The sequence below is a fragment of the Streptomyces sp. NBC_01618 genome (genome assembly GCF_045209435.1).
Classification (GTDB): Bacteria; Actinomycetota; Actinomycetes; order Streptomycetales; family Streptomycetaceae; genus Streptomyces.
The window spans coordinates 6,325,252-6,340,428 of sequence record NZ_CP109297.1 but is presented as its reverse complement, the minus strand read 5'-3'; the positions used below and the strand labels follow the sequence as shown (position 1 = coordinate 6,340,428).

Below are 15,177 nucleotides of genomic sequence, written 5' to 3'. Positions count from 1 at the left end.
CCCGCCCCCGCCTGCGGGGCGTTGACGGAGCGGGCGCCGGACCGGCAAGGGGTGCCCGGAGGCACGGCCCGAAGGCGCTACTTGATACCGGCTGCTTCGCAAGCCGCCTTGTACTCGGGCGTGCAGATCTCCGAGGCCTTGTAGACCTTGTCGGCGATGATCGTGTCGGCGACGTTCTCCTTGGTCACGACCTGCGCGTCGTACAGCTTGGCCGGGATGCCCTTGACCGCGCCGGAGACACTGTCGACCTTGGTCGGGGTCAGCTCGTCGAACTTCTCGCCCTTGAGGAGCTTGACCGCGATCTCGGCGGTGGTCTCCGCTTCCGGCTTGATCTGCTTGTAGATCGTGAAGGCCTGGTCGCCCTTGAGGATGCGCTGCAGCCCGGCGAGCTCGGAGTCCTGACCGCCGACCGGGACCTTGATGCCCTGCTTGTTCAGGGCAGTGATGATGCCGCCGGCCATGCCGTCGTTGGCGGAGTAGACGCCCTGGAAGCCGTCCTTGCCCAGGGAGTCGATGGCCGCGCCCATCTTCTTGTTGGCCTCGTCCGGCGACCAGTCCGGGATGTCCTGCTCGTAGACGACCTTCTTGACCTGGGTGTCCAGGACGCTGTGGGCACCCTTCTTGAAGAACGGTGCGTTCGGGTCGAGCGGCGAGCCGTTGATCATGACAACGTTGCTCTCCTTGGCCTTGGCGCCGAGCGCCTTGACCATGGCCTCCCCCTGAAGGCGGCCGATCTTCTCGTTGTCGTACGACACGTACGCGGAGACCGGGCCCTCGGCGAGGCGGTCGTACGCGACGACCTTGACGCCCTTCTTGGCCGCCTGCTCCACCCAGGACTTGGTGGCCTCGTAGTTGACGGAGTCCAGGATGATGACCTTCACACCCTGGGTGATGAGCGCGTCGAACTGCTTCTTCTGGGTATCGCTCTCCCCCGCCGCGTTGCTGTACTTGACCTTGCAGTCGCCGCACAGCTGCGTGATCTTCGCCTCGATGATGGGGCGGTCGAAGGTCTCGTAACGGGTGGTCTTGTTCTCCGGCAGAAGCAGGCCGATGGCCTTACTGTCGCCTCCGCTGTCACCCTTGTTGTCGTCGCCCGCCTTGCCACAGGCGGCAAGGGAGACGGCCATGGAAACAGCGGCCGTGCCTATGACAATGCGTCGCGTCGTTGCGTTCATGTGCGGTTGCCTCCCTGACGAGGCCGCGACGGTGCGGCCGAGGTGGCTGGCAGTCAACTCGGCCGTGACATCAGCGTCAAGGAGTAAATCCTTAACGAGATGACAACGGTGCCATTCGTTATCTAAGTGAAGGCGGGAGCCGTCGAAGACGGGGCGCTTCCCAAAAGGGTTGAATCCCCCATCTCACTCAGCACCAGGGCCAGCGAACCCAGCACTTCGGCCCGGCCGCCGAGCGCCCCCGGCAGTACCGAGAGCTGCCGGGCGGCGCTGGGAATGGCGTAGCGGGAGACCGAGTCGCGGATCGGTGCGAGCACCAACTCGCCCGCGTCGGCCAGCGAACCGCCGAGCACCACCCGGCTGGGGTTGAGCAGATTGCAGAGGTTGGCCACCCCGCTGCCGATGTGGCGCCCGATGTCCCCGATCACCCGACGGCAGCCCGGATCGCCTTCGCGGGCCAGCTGGACCACCCGTTCCATGGTGAGATCGGGCCCGTGGCTGGGCTGGAGCAGCGGCAGGACGTAGCGCGCGGCGGTGAACGTCTCCAGGCAGCCGCGGTTGCCGCAGCGGCAGACCGGGCCCGATTCGTCGAGCGTGATGTGCCCGATCTCGCCGGCCGTGCCGCCCGGCCCCCGGTAGATGTGCCCGTCGATCACCAGACCGGCGCCGACACCGCTGGCGACCTTGATGTACGCGAGGTCCTTGACCCCGCGGCCGCTCCCCCAGACCAGCTCGCCGAGCGCGCCGAGGTTGGCGTCGTTGTCGACGTACACCGGCACGCCGAGCCGGCCCGCGAGCTCCTCGCTGGGGTTGATGCCCGTCCAGCCCGGCAGGATCGACGTGGAGCCCAGCGTGCCGGACTCGACGTCGATCGGGCCGGGAACACCGAGGCCCACCCCGATCACCTTGTCCGGGCTGATCCCGGTGGCCTCGATGAGCCGTTTGACCAGGCGTTCCGCCCGCCCGAACCCCTCCGCGGCCGAGGCGTCGACATCCATCGGTTCGGACTCCTCGGCGAGCACCTGGTGGGCGAGGTTGCCGATCGCCACCCGCAGATGCGTATGACCGAAGTCGACGCCGATCACGATGCCGGCGTCACCGCTGAGCGAGACGCTGCGGGCCCGGCGGCCGCCCGCCGAGGTGGGGGTCACCTCGACCGTGCCGCTGTCCTTCAGTTCGCGAACGATATTGGAGACGGTGGCCGCCGACAGGCCGGTGCTCCGTGCGATCTCCGCCTGGGTGAGCGAGCCCGCCATGCGTACCGCGCGCACCACCCGCTCAAGGTTGGCGCGATGCAGAGATGTCTGCGAACCCGGAGTCTCCATCGACTCTCTCACTCCTACCGATTTCTCCAACATGTGAACTCTAAGCTGAGCGTTTTGAGGTACCCCCCGTCAAGACCTTGAGCATGCGAAGCCTCGGATGAGCACGGTGCTCTCACCCGGGGCGGCCTTCCGCACACGACGAACCGCCCGCCGGCGCATGGCCGACGGGCGGTTCGCGTGTGTACGGAGGTGTGCGAAGGATCTTCGGGGTTACTTCACCGCGCCCGCGGTGAGCCCGGCGACGACCTGGCGCTGGAAGATGATGTAGGCCGCGAGGACCGGCAGCATCGCCATCACCAGACCGGCGAAGAGACCGGACCAGTCACCCTTGTACCCCTGGCTGGTGGCCAGCTCGACCAGGCCCTGGGAGAGCACCCGGTGGTTCGGATCGGTATTGAGCACCGTCGGCAGCATGTACTGGTTCCACTGCCCGAGGAAGTTGAAGATGCCGACGCTGATCAGGCCGGGCTTCGCCATCGGCAGCATCACCTGGAAGAACGTCCGGCTGTGCGAGGCCCCGTCGATCATCGCCGCTTCCGCCACCGAGCTCGGCAGTGTCCGGAAGAACGAGGTGAGGAAGAAGACGGTGAACGGCAGCGAATACGCGATGTAGACCATGATCAGCCCGTGCCGCGTGTTCAGCAGGCCCATGTTGTTCATGACGAAGAACAGCGGGACCAGCGCCAGGATGATCGGGAAGCTCATCCCGCCGATGAACAGGTAGTAGAGGAAGCGGTTGCCGGGGAAGTCGAACCGCGCCAGTACGTACGCCGCCATCGACCCGAGCAGCAGGGTTCCGACGAGCGAGCAGCCCACCACCACGACGGTGTTGAAGAAGTAGTCGCTCATGTGCGCCTGGGTCCAGGCGCGCGACCAGTTCTCGAAGTGCAGCTTGTCGGGCAGCGCCCACGGCGTCGACAGGATCGAGTCATCCGTCTTGAAGGACGCCATCACCGCCCAGAGCAGCGGCAGGACGACCAGGATCGCCCAGATGATCAGCACACCGTGCGAGAAGACATTGAGGACCTGGCCCTCGCCGCTCTTCTCCTTGACGGCGGGCACGGGCACCTTGGCCACGGGTGCCGGGTCGGCCGCCGGGGCCGCGGGAGGGGTGTCAGTCGTCTTCACGTGTACTCACCTCGTACTGTCGAGCCGGACGCGGAGACCGACCTGTGGTGCCTGCCGGTGATCCGGGGGCCGGCCCCCGTCAATCGCAGCATCAGAACTCCAGCCGATCGCGCCGGCCCAGCCGCATCACGATGGCGGCGAAGGCCATGGTGACGACGAGCAGTCCGACACCGATCGTTGTCGCGTATCCGGCCTGCCCGTCGCGGAAGGCCGTCTGGTACACGTACAGCGGAAGGACCGTGGTCGAGTAGTCGGGACCACCGGGGCCCACGGTCATGACCTGCACGGCGGTGAACGCCTCCACGCCGAGAGCCAAAATCCCCATGTACACCCAGCCCGACTGCACCGTGTCCCAGAGCAGCGGAAGCGTGATGCGGAAGAACGTGGTGAAGCGGTTGGCGCCGTCGAGGAGCGCCGCCTCGTAGAAGTCCTTCGGGATGGACGCCATGCCGGCCGAGAAGAGGACGACGAAGAATCCGACCGTCGACCACACCAGCACCGACATGACACACACGAGCGCGAGACTCGGATCGCCCAGCCAGTCCGGCTGGATGGATCCCAGACCGATCGCCTTCAGTGTCGAATTCAGCATCCCGCTGGTGGGGTTGAAAGCGAACTGGAAGAGCAGGGCGACGATGACGATCGAGAGCACCTGCGGGAAGAAATAGGCGATCTTGTAGAAGGACGAGCCCCGCACGCCGGAGACCGCGGCGTTCTTGCGCCGTCGGCCTCCGACATTGAGCATGAAGGCAAAGAAGAGCGCCAGGCCCAGCGTCACCAGCGGCAGCAGCAGCACGAGCAACACACTGTGCTGCAACGACTTCCAGAAGATGTCGTCCTTCAGCATCCTCGTGTAGTTGTCGAACCCGACCATCTTGAAGTCCGGGCTCAGGCCGGTCCAGTCCGTGAACGAGTAGTAAATGGACTGGATGAACGGCCAAATGACGAAGACCGCGTACAACGCCAGTGGGACTACCAAGAACCCCACGATGAAACGGTACTTGCCATGCTGCATCGTTTACCGACCCCGATCTTTCTGCGGGTGCCGCCGCTGGTGACGGTTGCTCACTGGTGCTTGTAGTGCTTGATGGACTGGTCCTTGGCCGCCGCGTCAGCGAAGCCCTGGATCTTCTTGAGGGTCTCGGCCGGGGTCGCGCGGCCCGCCATCATCTCGCCGATGCCGGCGACGCCGATCTGCTCCTTCTGGAGCTTCACGTACCAGTCCTGCAGACGCGGGTTCACCACGTTGTCGCCGGCCTTCTTCAGCACGTCGACACCGGCCTGCATCGCGGTCGACAGGGTCAGACCGTCGGTGCCGCCGTTGAAGGCGCTGAGCGACTTGACCTGCTTGGTGAAGTTCTTCGACGACTCCTCGGAGAGCATGATGCGCAGCTGCTCCATGCCGCCCTCGGGGTTCTTCGCCTTCGCCGGGACGATGAAGGGCTCGCCGCCGGACGCCCAGATGGTGCCGAACGGCATCTTGTCGGACGAGTCCAGGCCGGACGGCGGCGCGACCATCATCTTGAAGTCCTTGGGCGTGGTCGGCGCCGCCTCGTTCTCCACCCACGAGCCGTTCGGGATGAACAGCGCCTTGCCCTTGGTCCACTCGGTCTGCGACTGGATGTGGGTCAGGCCGGGGGTGCCCTTGAGGATGTAGCCCTTCTGGTACAGCTCGTAGTACGCCTCGAACGCCGCCTTCACCGCGGGGTCCATCCAGGCGTTCGGCTCCAGGTTGTCGATCTTGTCGAGAACCTCCCGGCCACCGATCTTGGCGATGAACGGGTAGAGCGAGAACGGCAGGTAGTACGGGTACTTGCCGGGGTACGTCCAGCCGGCGATGCCCTTCTTCTTCGCCTTAGCGCAGAGGGCGAGCATGTCGTCCCAGTTCTCGGGGTACTGCGCGTCGAGGTTGTCGAGCGCGGTCTGCGAGTACCAGACGCCGTACACCGTGTACGCGTAGTACATGATCCAGACGGGGTCGCCGTCGAACTGGCCCATCTCCAGGACACCCGGGCGCAGCGTGTCGCGGACCTTCTTGCTGGGGTCGTCGATGGACGGGGCGTCCATCAGCGGCGTGAGGTCGAGCAGCTGCTTCTTGCCGACCAGGACACCCATGTCCATCTGCTCGGCGCCGGAGTTGTCGATCAGGTCCGGCGGGGTGCCGCCGTTGAAGCGCGGCTGCAGCTGCGACTGGATCTTCTGGGTCGCGGCGTGCTTGACCTTCGGGGCCTTCGGGAACGCGGCGTTGTACTTCTTCTCCGCGTCGAGGGCGTACTGCTGGCCGAAACCACCGTCGAAGATGACTACCTCGAGGGGAGCCGTCTCGTTGACGCCGAGCGGGTTCGTCTTGCTGGTCTTGCCCTTCTCGACCTTCTTGTCGCTGCCGCCGTCGCTGCTCGCACACGCCGACAGGAAGCTCATCGTCGGCACGGTGATCAGACCGAGTGCGGCAGACCGCTTGATCACATCGCGACGGCCAAGGCCCTCATTCTTGTGGGCGGAGGTGGATCCCATGCTCAAGTCCTCGCCTTCTCCAGGACTCAGGCGGTGTGTACCGGTCGCCCGTCGATATTCGCCAGACAGGCGAAGGGCCCCGCCACCGCGGTCAGTTGCGCTTGGGTAGTGCTGATCTCAGGCTAGCCATGTGCAGTGGGGGGTTGGGGGAGTTCGGACATCGGATCGCACCTGTTGTGCCGTCCTCGACCGTTCTCCCGTGTCCCCCTGTCCGCATCGCCGGAAACGGCTGTACAGACGCCGACAGGTATAGTCCACTTGCGACCAACTGAGCAAGATCGAATGCAAGTTTGAGCGGCAGTCTTTCCCGAGTTGAGACCTCGCGGATACCTGGCCCCCGTGCGTCCCGGTCCGCGTGTAACGATTTCCGCATTACGGTCGATTCCGCTGGCGATTCACGCCCAACACCCTTGACACATCCCTGCACTTGGCTCCTTACTGGACCTTGCGCAACATCGTGACAACGTTGTCCAAGCGCACTTCCTCGAAGGACCTCGACAAGCGGTCGGGCCAGTCGTTCGCCTGGGACAGGCGGACGAAGGTGTTCTCGGTGGGCGCGCCGGGCTCGTACGCGCAACTCCGCCTGGTGTTCGCCGGGGAAGGGGCGCTCGCGGAGGTGGAGTTGCTCTCCTGACCCGGGTGTTCTGCCCGCGTCACGGCCGACGGCCGGTACCCCGCCCCGGGGTGCCGGCCGTCGGTCCGCTGGTGGGGCAGCCGCGCGACGGCACGGCTGGGCTCCCGCTCAGTCCCGCTCCGGACTTTCCAAAACGGCCCGGGGGAACAGACTCTCGGGCAATGTCACGTTCCACGCCGTCAGAACCGGCTTGCCGTGCTCGGTGCCGAGCCGCGAGACCGCCCCCGTGGCGAGCTGGAACAGTGTGCCCTCGGCCGGGGTCAGGCCGAGATAGCGGGCGGTGAGTACGCGCAGGAAGTGGGAGTGGGCGACGAGCGCGATGTCCTCGCCCGTATCGCGGCTCGCGGCCCGCACGACCTCCGCCAGCACCCGGTCGGCACGCGCGCCGATCTCGGCAGGCGTCTCACCGGGATGCGCCTCGGGGCCCGGGGCGACCCCGTCGGTCCACAGATTCCACTCGGGGCGGGTGAGGCGGATCTCTTCGGTGGTCACCCCTTCGTAGCCGCCGTAGTCCCACTCACGCAGCTCGGGTGTGATGCGGGGCGCGGTGAGCCCGGCGAGCTCCGCGGTGCGCCGGGCGCGTACCGCGGGACTGACCAGGGTGAGCGCGATCTGCCGGTCGGCGAGCAGCGGGGCCAGGGCGCGGGCCTGGCGTTCGCCCAAGGGGGTCAGGGGCAGATCGGTGTGGCTCGTGTGCTGCCCGGACCGCGACCACTCGGTCTCGCCGTGCCGGATCAGGATCAACTCGCCCATGGATGTCATCCGCTCTCTGTGCCGTTCGTGGCCGGTCGTGCCGCGCGCTGCTTGGCTGCATACCCTCCGGTCCACGATGCGGTGGCCGGTACCCCGTTCCGGGTACAGCACCCCGGTGTCCCGTCACATTCCGTCAGATGCCCCAGCGGAAGAATCCGGATCGTCGGGGAACGGCGTTTGCCCGCCCCAGCCGTGCCGGACGTCGGACGCGCGGGCTCGGGCGGTCCTGGCCTGCGAGGACGGGCAGGATCTGGGAAGCGCGGACGATGCCCTCGCGCAGCTCCTTGAGGCTGGCCGGTTCGGCGAGCTTGTCCAGGCCGGTGAGGACGAGGTGGTCGCGCATCTTGCTGTTCTCGGTGCGCTGCTCGATGCGTACGTTCGGGTTGTCGGCGAGCCCGGCGGCCAGCCGCCGGTAGTCGCCGCCGGGTTCGCGGCACCAGCGGCCCAAGTCGACTCCGGGCTTGGCAGACAGGCCCAGGCTGCGGCACACCCGGGTGCGGGCGCTTTCCCAGGCGGCGTCTTGCAGCATGGCCTTTCGGGGGTCACCCCGTCATCAGCATGTCGAAGACCTCGATCGCCTCGTCCCCGGCCTGATTTCGCATCGCGGCGGCGAACGCCACCAAGGTGGCCATCCGGCGCGGCTCGACGAGATCGGCGACCGCCTCCGCGCGCACGGAGCCGGCGTAGCGGGACAGCGCCGTGAGTCGTCCGGCGGGGATGCCGGAAAGGTCGCAGGCATGGGCGCCGAGCCTGTTGAGCTCGATGAACCAGCCGATGGCCTTGCCCGCGCCGGGTCCGGTGATGTCGCGCGGGGAACGCCGCAGCCGGTCCGGTGTGGAGGTGCGGCGGCTGTCCTCGACCGGCAGCAGCCCGGTCAGGGAGGCGCGTTGGTCGGCGTCCGGCTTGGCGGCCAGGATCTTCCGCATTCGTCGTCAGGTGTAGGTGTAGGCGGCGGGGAGGGTGCTGGTGCCGCCTGCGGTGGTGACGGTGACGTCTACGGGGCCGCTGATGGGGCTGGGTGGGACCACGGCGGCGAGGGTGTTGTCGGCTCCGACGCTGAACAGGGCGTTGACGTTGTCGAAGGCGACGTTGGTGACGGTTCCCAGGTTGCGGCCGGTGAGGTCGATGACGTTGCCGCCGGCGTGGGTGCCGGTGGTGGTGCTCAGGCCGGTGAGCTCCGGTGGGTCGACGTAGGTGTAGGTGAGTGTTTTGGTGGTGAGGCCGCCTGCGGTGGTGACGGTGATGGGTACGACACCGGCACTGGGGGCGGGTGGGACGGCTGCGGTGATCCGCTGGTCGGAGACGATCAGCGGTGGGGCCAGCAGGGTGCCGAACAGTACCGAGTTCGCGGTGGCCAGCTGGGAGCCGTCGATGGTGACGGTGTTGCGGCCGGCTGTCGGGCCGACGGCGGGGGTGATGGAGGAGGCGGTGCCGCTGGGGTAGTAGGTGAAGGGTTTGGGGTTGCTGGTGCCCCCTGAGGTGGTGACGGTGACCTGGGCGGTGCCGAAGCCGGGCGGGGTCGCCACGAGGATGCGGTTGGCCGTGTTGGCGATGATGGAGGTGGAGATGCCGTTGAATTGCACCGCGGTGGCGCCGGCGAGAGCGGTGCCGGTGATCGTCACCTTCGTCCCGCCTGATTGGGACCCCAGGGTCGGGGCCATCTGGTTGAGGGTCTGGATGACGCTGACGGTGTTCGAGCCGCTGTTGGCCACGTAGATGTCGAGGTTGTTGGGGGTGACCGCGATTCCGACGGGCTGGTGTCCGACCGGGACGGTGTCGGTGACCGTGTGGGTGGTGAGGTCGATGACGCTGACGGTGTCGGATCCGTTGTTGGCCACATACGCCCAGAGGCTGTCGGAGCTGGTCGCTACCCCCGAGGGGGTGGTGCCCACCGGGATGGTGGCGGTGATGGTCCTGGTGGCGGTGTCGATGACGCTGACGGTGTTCGCGGCGCTGTTGGTCACGTAGACGTGGCGGGTTTCGCGGGAGACGGCCACGCCGATCGGGGCGGACAGTCCACCGATGGTCGCCGCCACGGTGTTGGTGTCGGTATCGATCACGCTGAGGGTGTTGTCGGCGGTGTTCGCCACGTACACCTCCAGCCCGGTGGCGTCGACCGCGACGCCGGTGGGCTGGGTGCCGACGGGGATGGTCGTCAGGATGGTGCTGGTGAGCGTGTTGATCACGCTGAGAGTGGCCGAGTTCCAATTCGTGACGTAGAGACGGATGCCGCCGGGGCTCACGGCGAGCCCGTTGGGGGTGCTCCCCACGGCGACCGTGTTGGTGATCGCGAGCACGTCCTTCTGCGCGGTACGGACAGCGTTTGCGGTGCTGTCCGTTGCATAGACCAGGGTGCTGTCCGGGCTGACCCCCAACGCCGTAGGGGTGTTGCAGGGGCCCAGTGCGGTGGAGACGGTCAGTGCTCCGATGTCCAGTACGCTGAGCGTTCCGGATCCGCTGTTGGCCACATACGCGTGCAGTCCCAGGGGACCCATCCCGATCCCCAGCGGCTTGGTGCCCACCGGAATCGTGAACACCGACCGCACGACCGCGGCGGTCGTCGATACGGCGGTCAGGCTCGGTCGTTCTACGGCCGGGGTTGCCGAGTTGTTGCTCATTTCATGCACCTGCTGTCGGTGGGGCGGCGAAGACGCACCATCCTCACGAAAGAGCAGACCCGGGAAGGATGGCGCAGTGAAAGGTTCGACAGACGTTTGGCGCATGTCAGAGCGCCTTATCCATGGGAAAGACAACCGGAAGAATCCCCCCGCCAACAGGTGGCATCGGAAGCGTTCTCATACCGTAGGTGGTGCTTCCGTGCGCCCAGGAGACCACCGCCGCGCCGTGGCGCCCGGCTGCGGCGAAGCGCCTCAACTCCTTCACCGCACAGACCCGGATCCCCACGCGCCGAGTCCCCTTGAGCGTCGTTTTCGGCGCACGCCTGTGCGGCCGACAGGGATAGGCGTGAGCTGTTGGTCGTGGTCAGCCTTCCTGCCCGACGGGCCCAACACCGACATGGCCTTCCCGGTGTTTGCGCAGTTCCCGGTACAGCGTGGAGCGGCTGACGCCTAGGTCGGCGGCGACTTGCTCAGGGATGGCGCCGTCCTTGATCCGCTGGGCGGCTCCTGCTCGGGTGGTGGCGTTGAGTTTCGCCGGGCGGCCGGTCGGCAGGCCGCGGGCCTGTTTGGCTGCGCGGGCGCCGACGGCGCGTTCCAGCATGTACTCTCTGCGCGGTTCCTACTCGACGCTGACCTCGTGGATGACATGCCGCGCAATGGCGGCCATGGCGGGGTTCGTGTCCCGGTAGTGGCGCAGTTCGCCGAGCGCGGTCGACAGCGCCCAGCCACGGCCCCGTGCCCAGGCCGCATCATCGGCGTTCAGCGCCGTCCGGAAGTTCCCGCGGGCGTGCGCCGGCAACAGGTACCACGCCGCGATCAGGTCGACGGCGGCATCGCCCAGCCCCATGCAGCCGAAGTCGATGACGGCACTGAGCCGTCCGTTCACGAGCAGCAGGTTGCCGGGTTGCAGATCCGCGTGGATCCAGACGGCCGGACCGGTCCGTGCGGGGGCTCGCAGCGCCGCCTCCCACACGGCGAGCGCCGCGCCGGTGTCCACGGCCTCGTGCAGTTCCGCGAGCGCGGCCCGCGTCGCGGTGTCGCGGGCCGCCAGGGACTCGCTGCGGAAGGAGGGCGGCCCGTCGGCGGGATCGATCCGGTGCAGCGCGGTGACGAAGTCCGCCAGGTCCGCCGCGAGCGGGCCGGGTTCGGCGACCTCCCCGACCGCAGGGTTCGCGCCGTCGAGCCACCGGAAGACCGACCAGTGCCACGGATAGCCCTCCGCGGGCCCGCCCCTGCCCAGCGGTACGGGGATCGCGGCGGGAAGCGACGGGGCGAGCCGGGGCAGCCAGTGGTGCTCCTTCGCCACGTCGTCTGCGGCTCCCGCGGTACGGGGCAGTCGCACCACCAGGTCCTCACCGAGCCGGTACATGGCATTGGACGTGCCCACGGAGACGACCGGTTCAACGGGCAGCCCAATCCACTGCGGGAACTGTGCAGTGATCAGTCGGCGCACCAGTGATTGGTCGATGTCCGGTTCGTCGACGTGCATCTTGCCGGCGTGCATGAGCACCCTTCAGGAGCGCGGCACCGACCGGCGGTTGCCGGCCGACGGCCATACGAACGCTCCCGCGCACCGCCCGTCAACCTGTTTACCCGTCGCGGCCCTCGACGACGGCAGCCACCTACGGGTGGCACATTCCCGGTTTCCCGGTCCGGTGCGTCCGTGCGCCGTTACACGGAGGGCACCTACACGGGTCAACTCATCGAGGATGCGGCTCTGGTGGCGGAGTATCGATCGGCATACGATCTGGCCAGGGCCGTCGCGCTGTCGCCGGAGGCGTCCCTGGCACTGATCGCCTCGGCGGCGAAGGACTGCGACAGATGAACAGCACACCCGACCTCAGCCGTGCCGCCTGGCGGACCTCGTCCTACAGCAACGGAGATGGCGGAAGCTGCGTCGAGGTCGCCGACAACGTCCCCGGCTTCGTCCCCGTACGCGACACCAAGCTGACCGACAGCCCGGTCCTGGCCTTCCGGGCACCCGTCTGGGCGGCCTTCGTGCAGAGCGTCAAGCGCTAGATCGACAACCTCAGCCGCCGCGCCCGACGCGAAGGGCCGTACTCACAACACGGATCCGTCGTCGGCGAGGACTTCGCGGAAGCCGGCGCTGCTCCTTGTCCACATCACCGGCCGTCCCCGCCGTACGGGGCAGTCGCACCACCAGGTCCTCGCCGAGCCGGTACATGGCGTTGGACGTGCCCACAAGGATGACCGGTTCGACGGGCAGTCCGGCCCAGTCCGGGAACTGCGAGGCGATCAGCCGGCGCACGAGGGATTCTCCGATGTCCGGTTCGTCGGCATGCATCTTGCCCGGCTGTATGAGCACCCTTCGGGAAACAGGTGACGACCCCATGGGGCACTCGCCGCACGACGGCGCGCCCGGGGCCGAAGTGGCGACGGTCGCCGGCCGGGGTTCATACGATCGGCCCGGGGCCTCACCGGTCAACTCATTTCCGAGACCACGTCATCGTGGCCGAACAGCGAGGCTAAGGGCTGTCCGGACCGCCCGGATCCGGCGGACTGTCGAGTTCGCGCAGGAGTGCACGGACCTCGTTCACTTCGGGATGGGGAGCATTGATTTCAAGGTAGATGCCGAGGGCCTCGCGCAAAGCGCCCCTGGCCGTTTCGACGGCTTCCGTCGCACGGTAGGTCTGCCCCAGGTGGACCAGTGTCAAGCCCTCGTTGTAGCGGTGCTCCAGTACACGGTTGAGGTCCAGGCTGTGCTGGTAGCAGTCGATGGCCTTCGTGTGTTCGCCGAGTTGGTGGTAGGCGTAGCCGAGGGTGTCCCAGGTGTTGGCCTGGCCTCGCTCGTCGCCCAGCTCCCGCTGGATGGCCAGCGCCTCCTGGCAGCGGCGTACCGACGCGGTATGGTCCCCGAGCTGGGCGTGGTCCCAGGCCACCGTGTTCAGAGCGCGGGCCCGTCCAGGGAGGTTTCCGATCGAGGTGAACTGTTCGACGGCGCTCTGATCGTGCCGCAGAGCGGCGGACTGGTCGCCGTCGCGCTCGTACAGCCAGCCCAGGGTGAGGTGGGTGTGGGCGGCAGAGAGGAGATCGCCGTTCGTCTCCGAGAGGGCCAGCGCCTGGGCCAGTTCCTGGTGGGCTTCCGCGAAGCGCCCGGTCTCCGTGCAGGCCCAGGCGAGCGCGCGACGGGACTCCGCCTGGGCGGCCGGATCCCCGAGGCGAACCACGGCGGCGAGCGCGGTGCTGTGCACGGCGGTGACGTCGGCCCACCACGCCCGGCGGGCGAGAAAGGTGGTGATCGCCCATGCCATCCGCCATGCCTGGGCATCGCGTCCGGCGCGTACCGCGTGGTTGACGGCCGCTGTCAGCACGGTGTGCTCGCGCGCGAACCACGCCATGGCCTGCTCGGCGTCGGCGAATTCCTCAAGGCGTGTGCCGTCCGCCGGCGCCGCCGGCGCGAGCGGGTCGCGGTAGGGCAGCAGGAGCCGGTCGGCCGCGTACGCGGTATGCGCGTAGTGGTCGAGAACGCGGGTGAGTGCCGCATCCGCTTCACCGGCGGGGGCGACGGTCTCCGCCAGCTCGAGGGCATACGCCCGCAACAGGTCGTGGCAGGTGAAGCGGCCGGGGACGCGTTCCTGGACGAGGTGGTGGGCCTGGAGGCGGTGCAGCCGGGTACGGAGGCGGGGAAGCGGCAGGCCGGTGAGGCTGGCGGCGGCGGGCAGGCCGATGTCCGCCCCGGGTGCCTGGGCGATCTGCCGGAACACCCGGGCGGAATCGGTGTCGAGTGCGAGATAGGAGGAGGCGAAGACGATCCGTATGTCACCGTTCGCCTCGCCCGTCTCCAGGGCGTCCAGCGGGGTCTCCGCTTCCCGGAGTTCGGACGCCAGGGCGGTCAGGGTGAGCATCGGGTTCGTGGTGAGGCGGGCGGCGAGGACGCTGATGGCGATGGGGAGCCCGGCGCAGTGGTGGAGGAGTTCCGTCGCCGCCGCGGGTTCCGCGGCGATCCGGTCGGCACCGATGCGGCGGACGAGCAGGTCGCGCGCCTCGGCGCGGTCGAGCGTCTCCAAGGTGAGCTGGACGGCGCCGTGGGAGGCGGCCAGGCCGGGAAGCCGGTGACGGCTCGTGATCAGGACCGTGCAGGTGGGGCTGCCCGGTAACAGGGGCACCACCTGGTCGGTGTCACGGACGTTGTCGAGCATGATGAGCAGGCGCCGGCCTGCCGTGAGGCTTCGGTACAGCGCGGCCTGGGACTGGGGGGTGGCGGGAAGGCTCCCGGGATCGGCGCCAAGGGCTTCCAGGAAACCGCGCATGACCGTGTACGGGTCGGCCGGTTCACCGGAGGGAGTGAAGCCCCGCAGATCGGCGAACAGCTGACCGTCGGGGAAGCGCTCTTGCCAGCCATGGGCCCAGCGCAGTGCCAGCGAGGTCTTGCCGACGCCGCCGGTGCCGCAGATCGCGGCGATCAGCACGGTCCCGTTGTGCGGCTCGCCTTGCGGTGCCAACAGTTTGTCCAGGCGCACCAGTTCACTGTCCCGGCCGGCCAGCAGAGGCGGCGGAGCGGGCAGTTGTCTGGGGTGTGTCGTGGTGGTGTGCACCGGGTCGGGCGTGGCATCGTGCGTCGGCGGTGCGAGCCGCGGATCCGAGATCAGGATCTGCTGGTGCAGGCTCCGCAGCGACGGCGCCGGGTCGATTCCCAACTCCTCGACGAGACGACGACGCAGGGCCTGGTAGTGGTTGAGGGCGTCGGCCGGGCGCGTTGCGGGGCTCGCTCTCCCCAGACCCGGTCAACGAGTTCGTCCGCCGTGACTACTTGGCCGGCTTCGAGCAGCAGCACTGCCAGAACGCGCTGCTGCCGTGCGGGACCCAGGTCCAGCCGATGGCCGTCGACCCGGGCCTCGACCCCTCCCAGCACGCGGAACTCCACGGCCACGCCACCCACCCCCCGGGCGCGATCTTAGACCGAGGCCGAGGGCTCCGAGCAGCTGTTTCAAGCTCTTTCCAAGGTTGGGACAGGGTCGGCCGAGCACGGTAGTGGCCATCCCGTCGGACAGGTTCGGTGACGGGTTGCCGGA

16 protein-coding genes are annotated in these 15,177 nt (G+C 68.0%); 3 read left to right on the top strand and 13 right to left on the bottom strand.

What is annotated here, in order from left to right; translation table 11 throughout:
- Positions 1-77: 77 nt before the first annotated feature.
- From OH735_RS29315 to ngcE, 5 genes are all read right to left on the bottom strand, one after another.
- Positions 78-1,175: a sugar ABC transporter substrate-binding protein gene (locus tag OH735_RS29315; protein ID WP_406384639.1), complete on the bottom strand. Its 1,098-nt coding sequence runs from the start codon at positions 1,173-1,175 to the stop codon at positions 78-80.
- A 122-nt stretch (positions 1,176-1,297) separates the two neighbouring features.
- Positions 1,298-2,497 carry an ROK family protein gene (locus tag OH735_RS29310; protein ID WP_406384638.1) on the bottom strand — a complete coding sequence of 400 codons (1,200 nt, stop codon included), beginning with the start codon at positions 2,495-2,497 and terminating at the stop codon, positions 1,298-1,300.
- Positions 2,498-2,707: 210 nt separating this feature from the next.
- Entirely contained in the window at positions 2,708-3,625 is a 918-nt protein-coding gene (locus OH735_RS29305; protein WP_406384637.1) for a carbohydrate ABC transporter permease, read from the bottom strand.
- Positions 3,626-3,716: 91 nt separating this feature from the next.
- Positions 3,717-4,640, bottom strand: coding sequence for a carbohydrate ABC transporter permease (locus OH735_RS29300; protein WP_406384635.1), 924 nt, complete (start codon positions 4,638-4,640; stop codon positions 3,717-3,719).
- 50 nt (positions 4,641-4,690) lie between these two features.
- On the bottom strand, positions 4,691-6,139 hold the full coding sequence (ngcE, locus tag OH735_RS29295; RefSeq protein ID WP_406384634.1) for an N-acetylglucosamine/diacetylchitobiose ABC transporter substrate-binding protein: 1,449 nt from the start codon (positions 6,137-6,139) through the stop codon (positions 4,691-4,693).
- A gap of 466 nt (positions 6,140-6,605) precedes the next feature.
- Here ngcE and OH735_RS29290 point away from each other — a divergent pair, with 466 nt between their 5' ends.
- Positions 6,606-6,773 (top strand): hypothetical protein, encoded by a 168-nt coding sequence (locus tag OH735_RS29290; protein ID WP_406386972.1) that lies wholly within the window; start codon positions 6,606-6,608, stop codon positions 6,771-6,773.
- Between the two features lie 108 nt (positions 6,774-6,881).
- Here OH735_RS29290 and OH735_RS29285 read toward each other — a convergent pair whose 3' ends face one another.
- From OH735_RS29285 to OH735_RS29260, 6 genes are all read right to left on the bottom strand, one after another.
- Positions 6,882-7,526, bottom strand: coding sequence for a histidine phosphatase family protein (locus OH735_RS29285; RefSeq protein ID WP_406384633.1), 645 nt, complete (start codon positions 7,524-7,526; stop codon positions 6,882-6,884).
- Positions 7,527-7,659: 133 nt separating this feature from the next.
- Positions 7,660-8,055: a hypothetical protein gene (locus OH735_RS29280; protein ID WP_406384632.1), complete on the bottom strand. Its 396-nt coding sequence runs from the start codon at positions 8,053-8,055 to the stop codon at positions 7,660-7,662.
- Positions 8,056-8,068: 13 nt separating this feature from the next.
- Complete coding sequence (locus tag OH735_RS29275) at positions 8,069-8,452, bottom strand: hypothetical protein (RefSeq protein ID WP_406384631.1); 384 nt, start codon at positions 8,450-8,452, stop codon at positions 8,069-8,071.
- 6 nt (positions 8,453-8,458) lie between these two features.
- A complete protein-coding gene (locus OH735_RS29270; RefSeq protein ID WP_406384629.1) occupies positions 8,459-10,144 on the bottom strand; it encodes an IPT/TIG domain-containing protein in 1,686 nt (561 codons plus the stop codon).
- Between the two features lie 364 nt (positions 10,145-10,508).
- Positions 10,509-10,745, bottom strand: coding sequence for a helix-turn-helix domain-containing protein (locus tag OH735_RS29265; protein WP_406384628.1), 237 nt, complete (start codon positions 10,743-10,745; stop codon positions 10,509-10,511).
- An 18-nt stretch (positions 10,746-10,763) separates the two neighbouring features.
- Positions 10,764-11,648: an aminoglycoside phosphotransferase family protein gene (locus tag OH735_RS29260; protein ID WP_406384627.1), complete on the bottom strand. Its 885-nt coding sequence runs from the start codon at positions 11,646-11,648 to the stop codon at positions 10,764-10,766.
- Between OH735_RS29260 and OH735_RS29255 the strand changes: the two genes are divergently transcribed.
- Positions 11,628-11,969: a Scr1 family TA system antitoxin-like transcriptional regulator gene (locus tag OH735_RS29255; RefSeq protein WP_406384626.1), complete on the top strand. Its 342-nt coding sequence runs from the start codon at positions 11,628-11,630 to the stop codon at positions 11,967-11,969. The two genes, OH735_RS29260 and OH735_RS29255, sit on opposite strands and share 21 nt — an antisense overlap.
- Positions 11,966-12,163 carry a DUF397 domain-containing protein gene (locus tag OH735_RS29250; RefSeq protein ID WP_406384625.1) on the top strand — a complete coding sequence of 66 codons (198 nt, stop codon included), beginning with the start codon at positions 11,966-11,968 and terminating at the stop codon, positions 12,161-12,163. Before OH735_RS29255 ends, OH735_RS29250 begins: the two co-directional genes overlap by 4 nt.
- A gap of 10 nt (positions 12,164-12,173) precedes the next feature.
- On the opposite strand, the gene OH735_RS29245 is transcribed toward OH735_RS29250, so the two are convergent.
- Both OH735_RS29245 and OH735_RS29240 read right to left on the bottom strand, forming a co-directional pair.
- On the bottom strand, positions 12,174-12,449 hold the full coding sequence (locus OH735_RS29245) for a hypothetical protein (RefSeq protein WP_406384624.1): 276 nt from the start codon (positions 12,447-12,449) through the stop codon (positions 12,174-12,176).
- Positions 12,450-12,630: 181 nt separating this feature from the next.
- The gene (locus OH735_RS29240) at positions 12,631-14,883 is read right to left on the bottom strand and encodes an ATP-binding protein (RefSeq protein WP_406386791.1); all 2,253 of its coding nucleotides are present in this window, start codon (positions 14,881-14,883) and stop codon (positions 12,631-12,633) included.
- Positions 14,884-15,177 lie beyond the last annotated feature (294 nt).

Coding starts and splice junctions, on each gene's coding strand:
- OH735_RS29260 (WP_406384627.1), bottom strand. CDS start 11,648: ATGCACGCCGGCAAGATGCACGTCGACGAACCGGACATCGACCAATCA.
- OH735_RS29275 (WP_406384631.1), bottom strand. CDS start 8,452: ATGCGGAAGATCCTGGCCGCCAAGCCGGACGCCGACCAACGCGCCTCC.
- OH735_RS29285 (WP_406384633.1), bottom strand. CDS start 7,526: ATGGGCGAGTTGATCCTGATCCGGCACGGCGAGACCGAGTGGTCGCGG.
- OH735_RS29265 (WP_406384628.1), bottom strand. CDS start 10,745: ATGCTGGAACGCGCCGTCGGCGCCCGCGCAGCCAAACAGGCCCGCGGC.
- OH735_RS29245 (WP_406384624.1), bottom strand. CDS start 12,449: ATGCATGCCGACGAACCGGACATCGGAGAATCCCTCGTGCGCCGGCTG.
- OH735_RS29300 (WP_406384635.1), bottom strand. CDS start 4,640: ATGCAGCATGGCAAGTACCGTTTCATCGTGGGGTTCTTGGTAGTCCCA.
- ngcE (WP_406384634.1), bottom strand. CDS start 6,139: ATGGGATCCACCTCCGCCCACAAGAATGAGGGCCTTGGCCGTCGCGAT.
- OH735_RS29310 (WP_406384638.1), bottom strand. CDS start 2,497: ATGGAGACTCCGGGTTCGCAGACATCTCTGCATCGCGCCAACCTTGAG.
- OH735_RS29270 (WP_406384629.1), bottom strand. CDS start 10,144: ATGAGCAACAACTCGGCAACCCCGGCCGTAGAACGACCGAGCCTGACC.
- OH735_RS29280 (WP_406384632.1), bottom strand. CDS start 8,055: ATGCTGCAAGACGCCGCCTGGGAAAGCGCCCGCACCCGGGTGTGCCGC.
- OH735_RS29250 (WP_406384625.1), top strand. CDS start 11,966: ATGAACAGCACACCCGACCTCAGCCGTGCCGCCTGGCGGACCTCGTCC.
- OH735_RS29315 (WP_406384639.1), bottom strand. CDS start 1,175: ATGAACGCAACGACGCGACGCATTGTCATAGGCACGGCCGCTGTTTCC.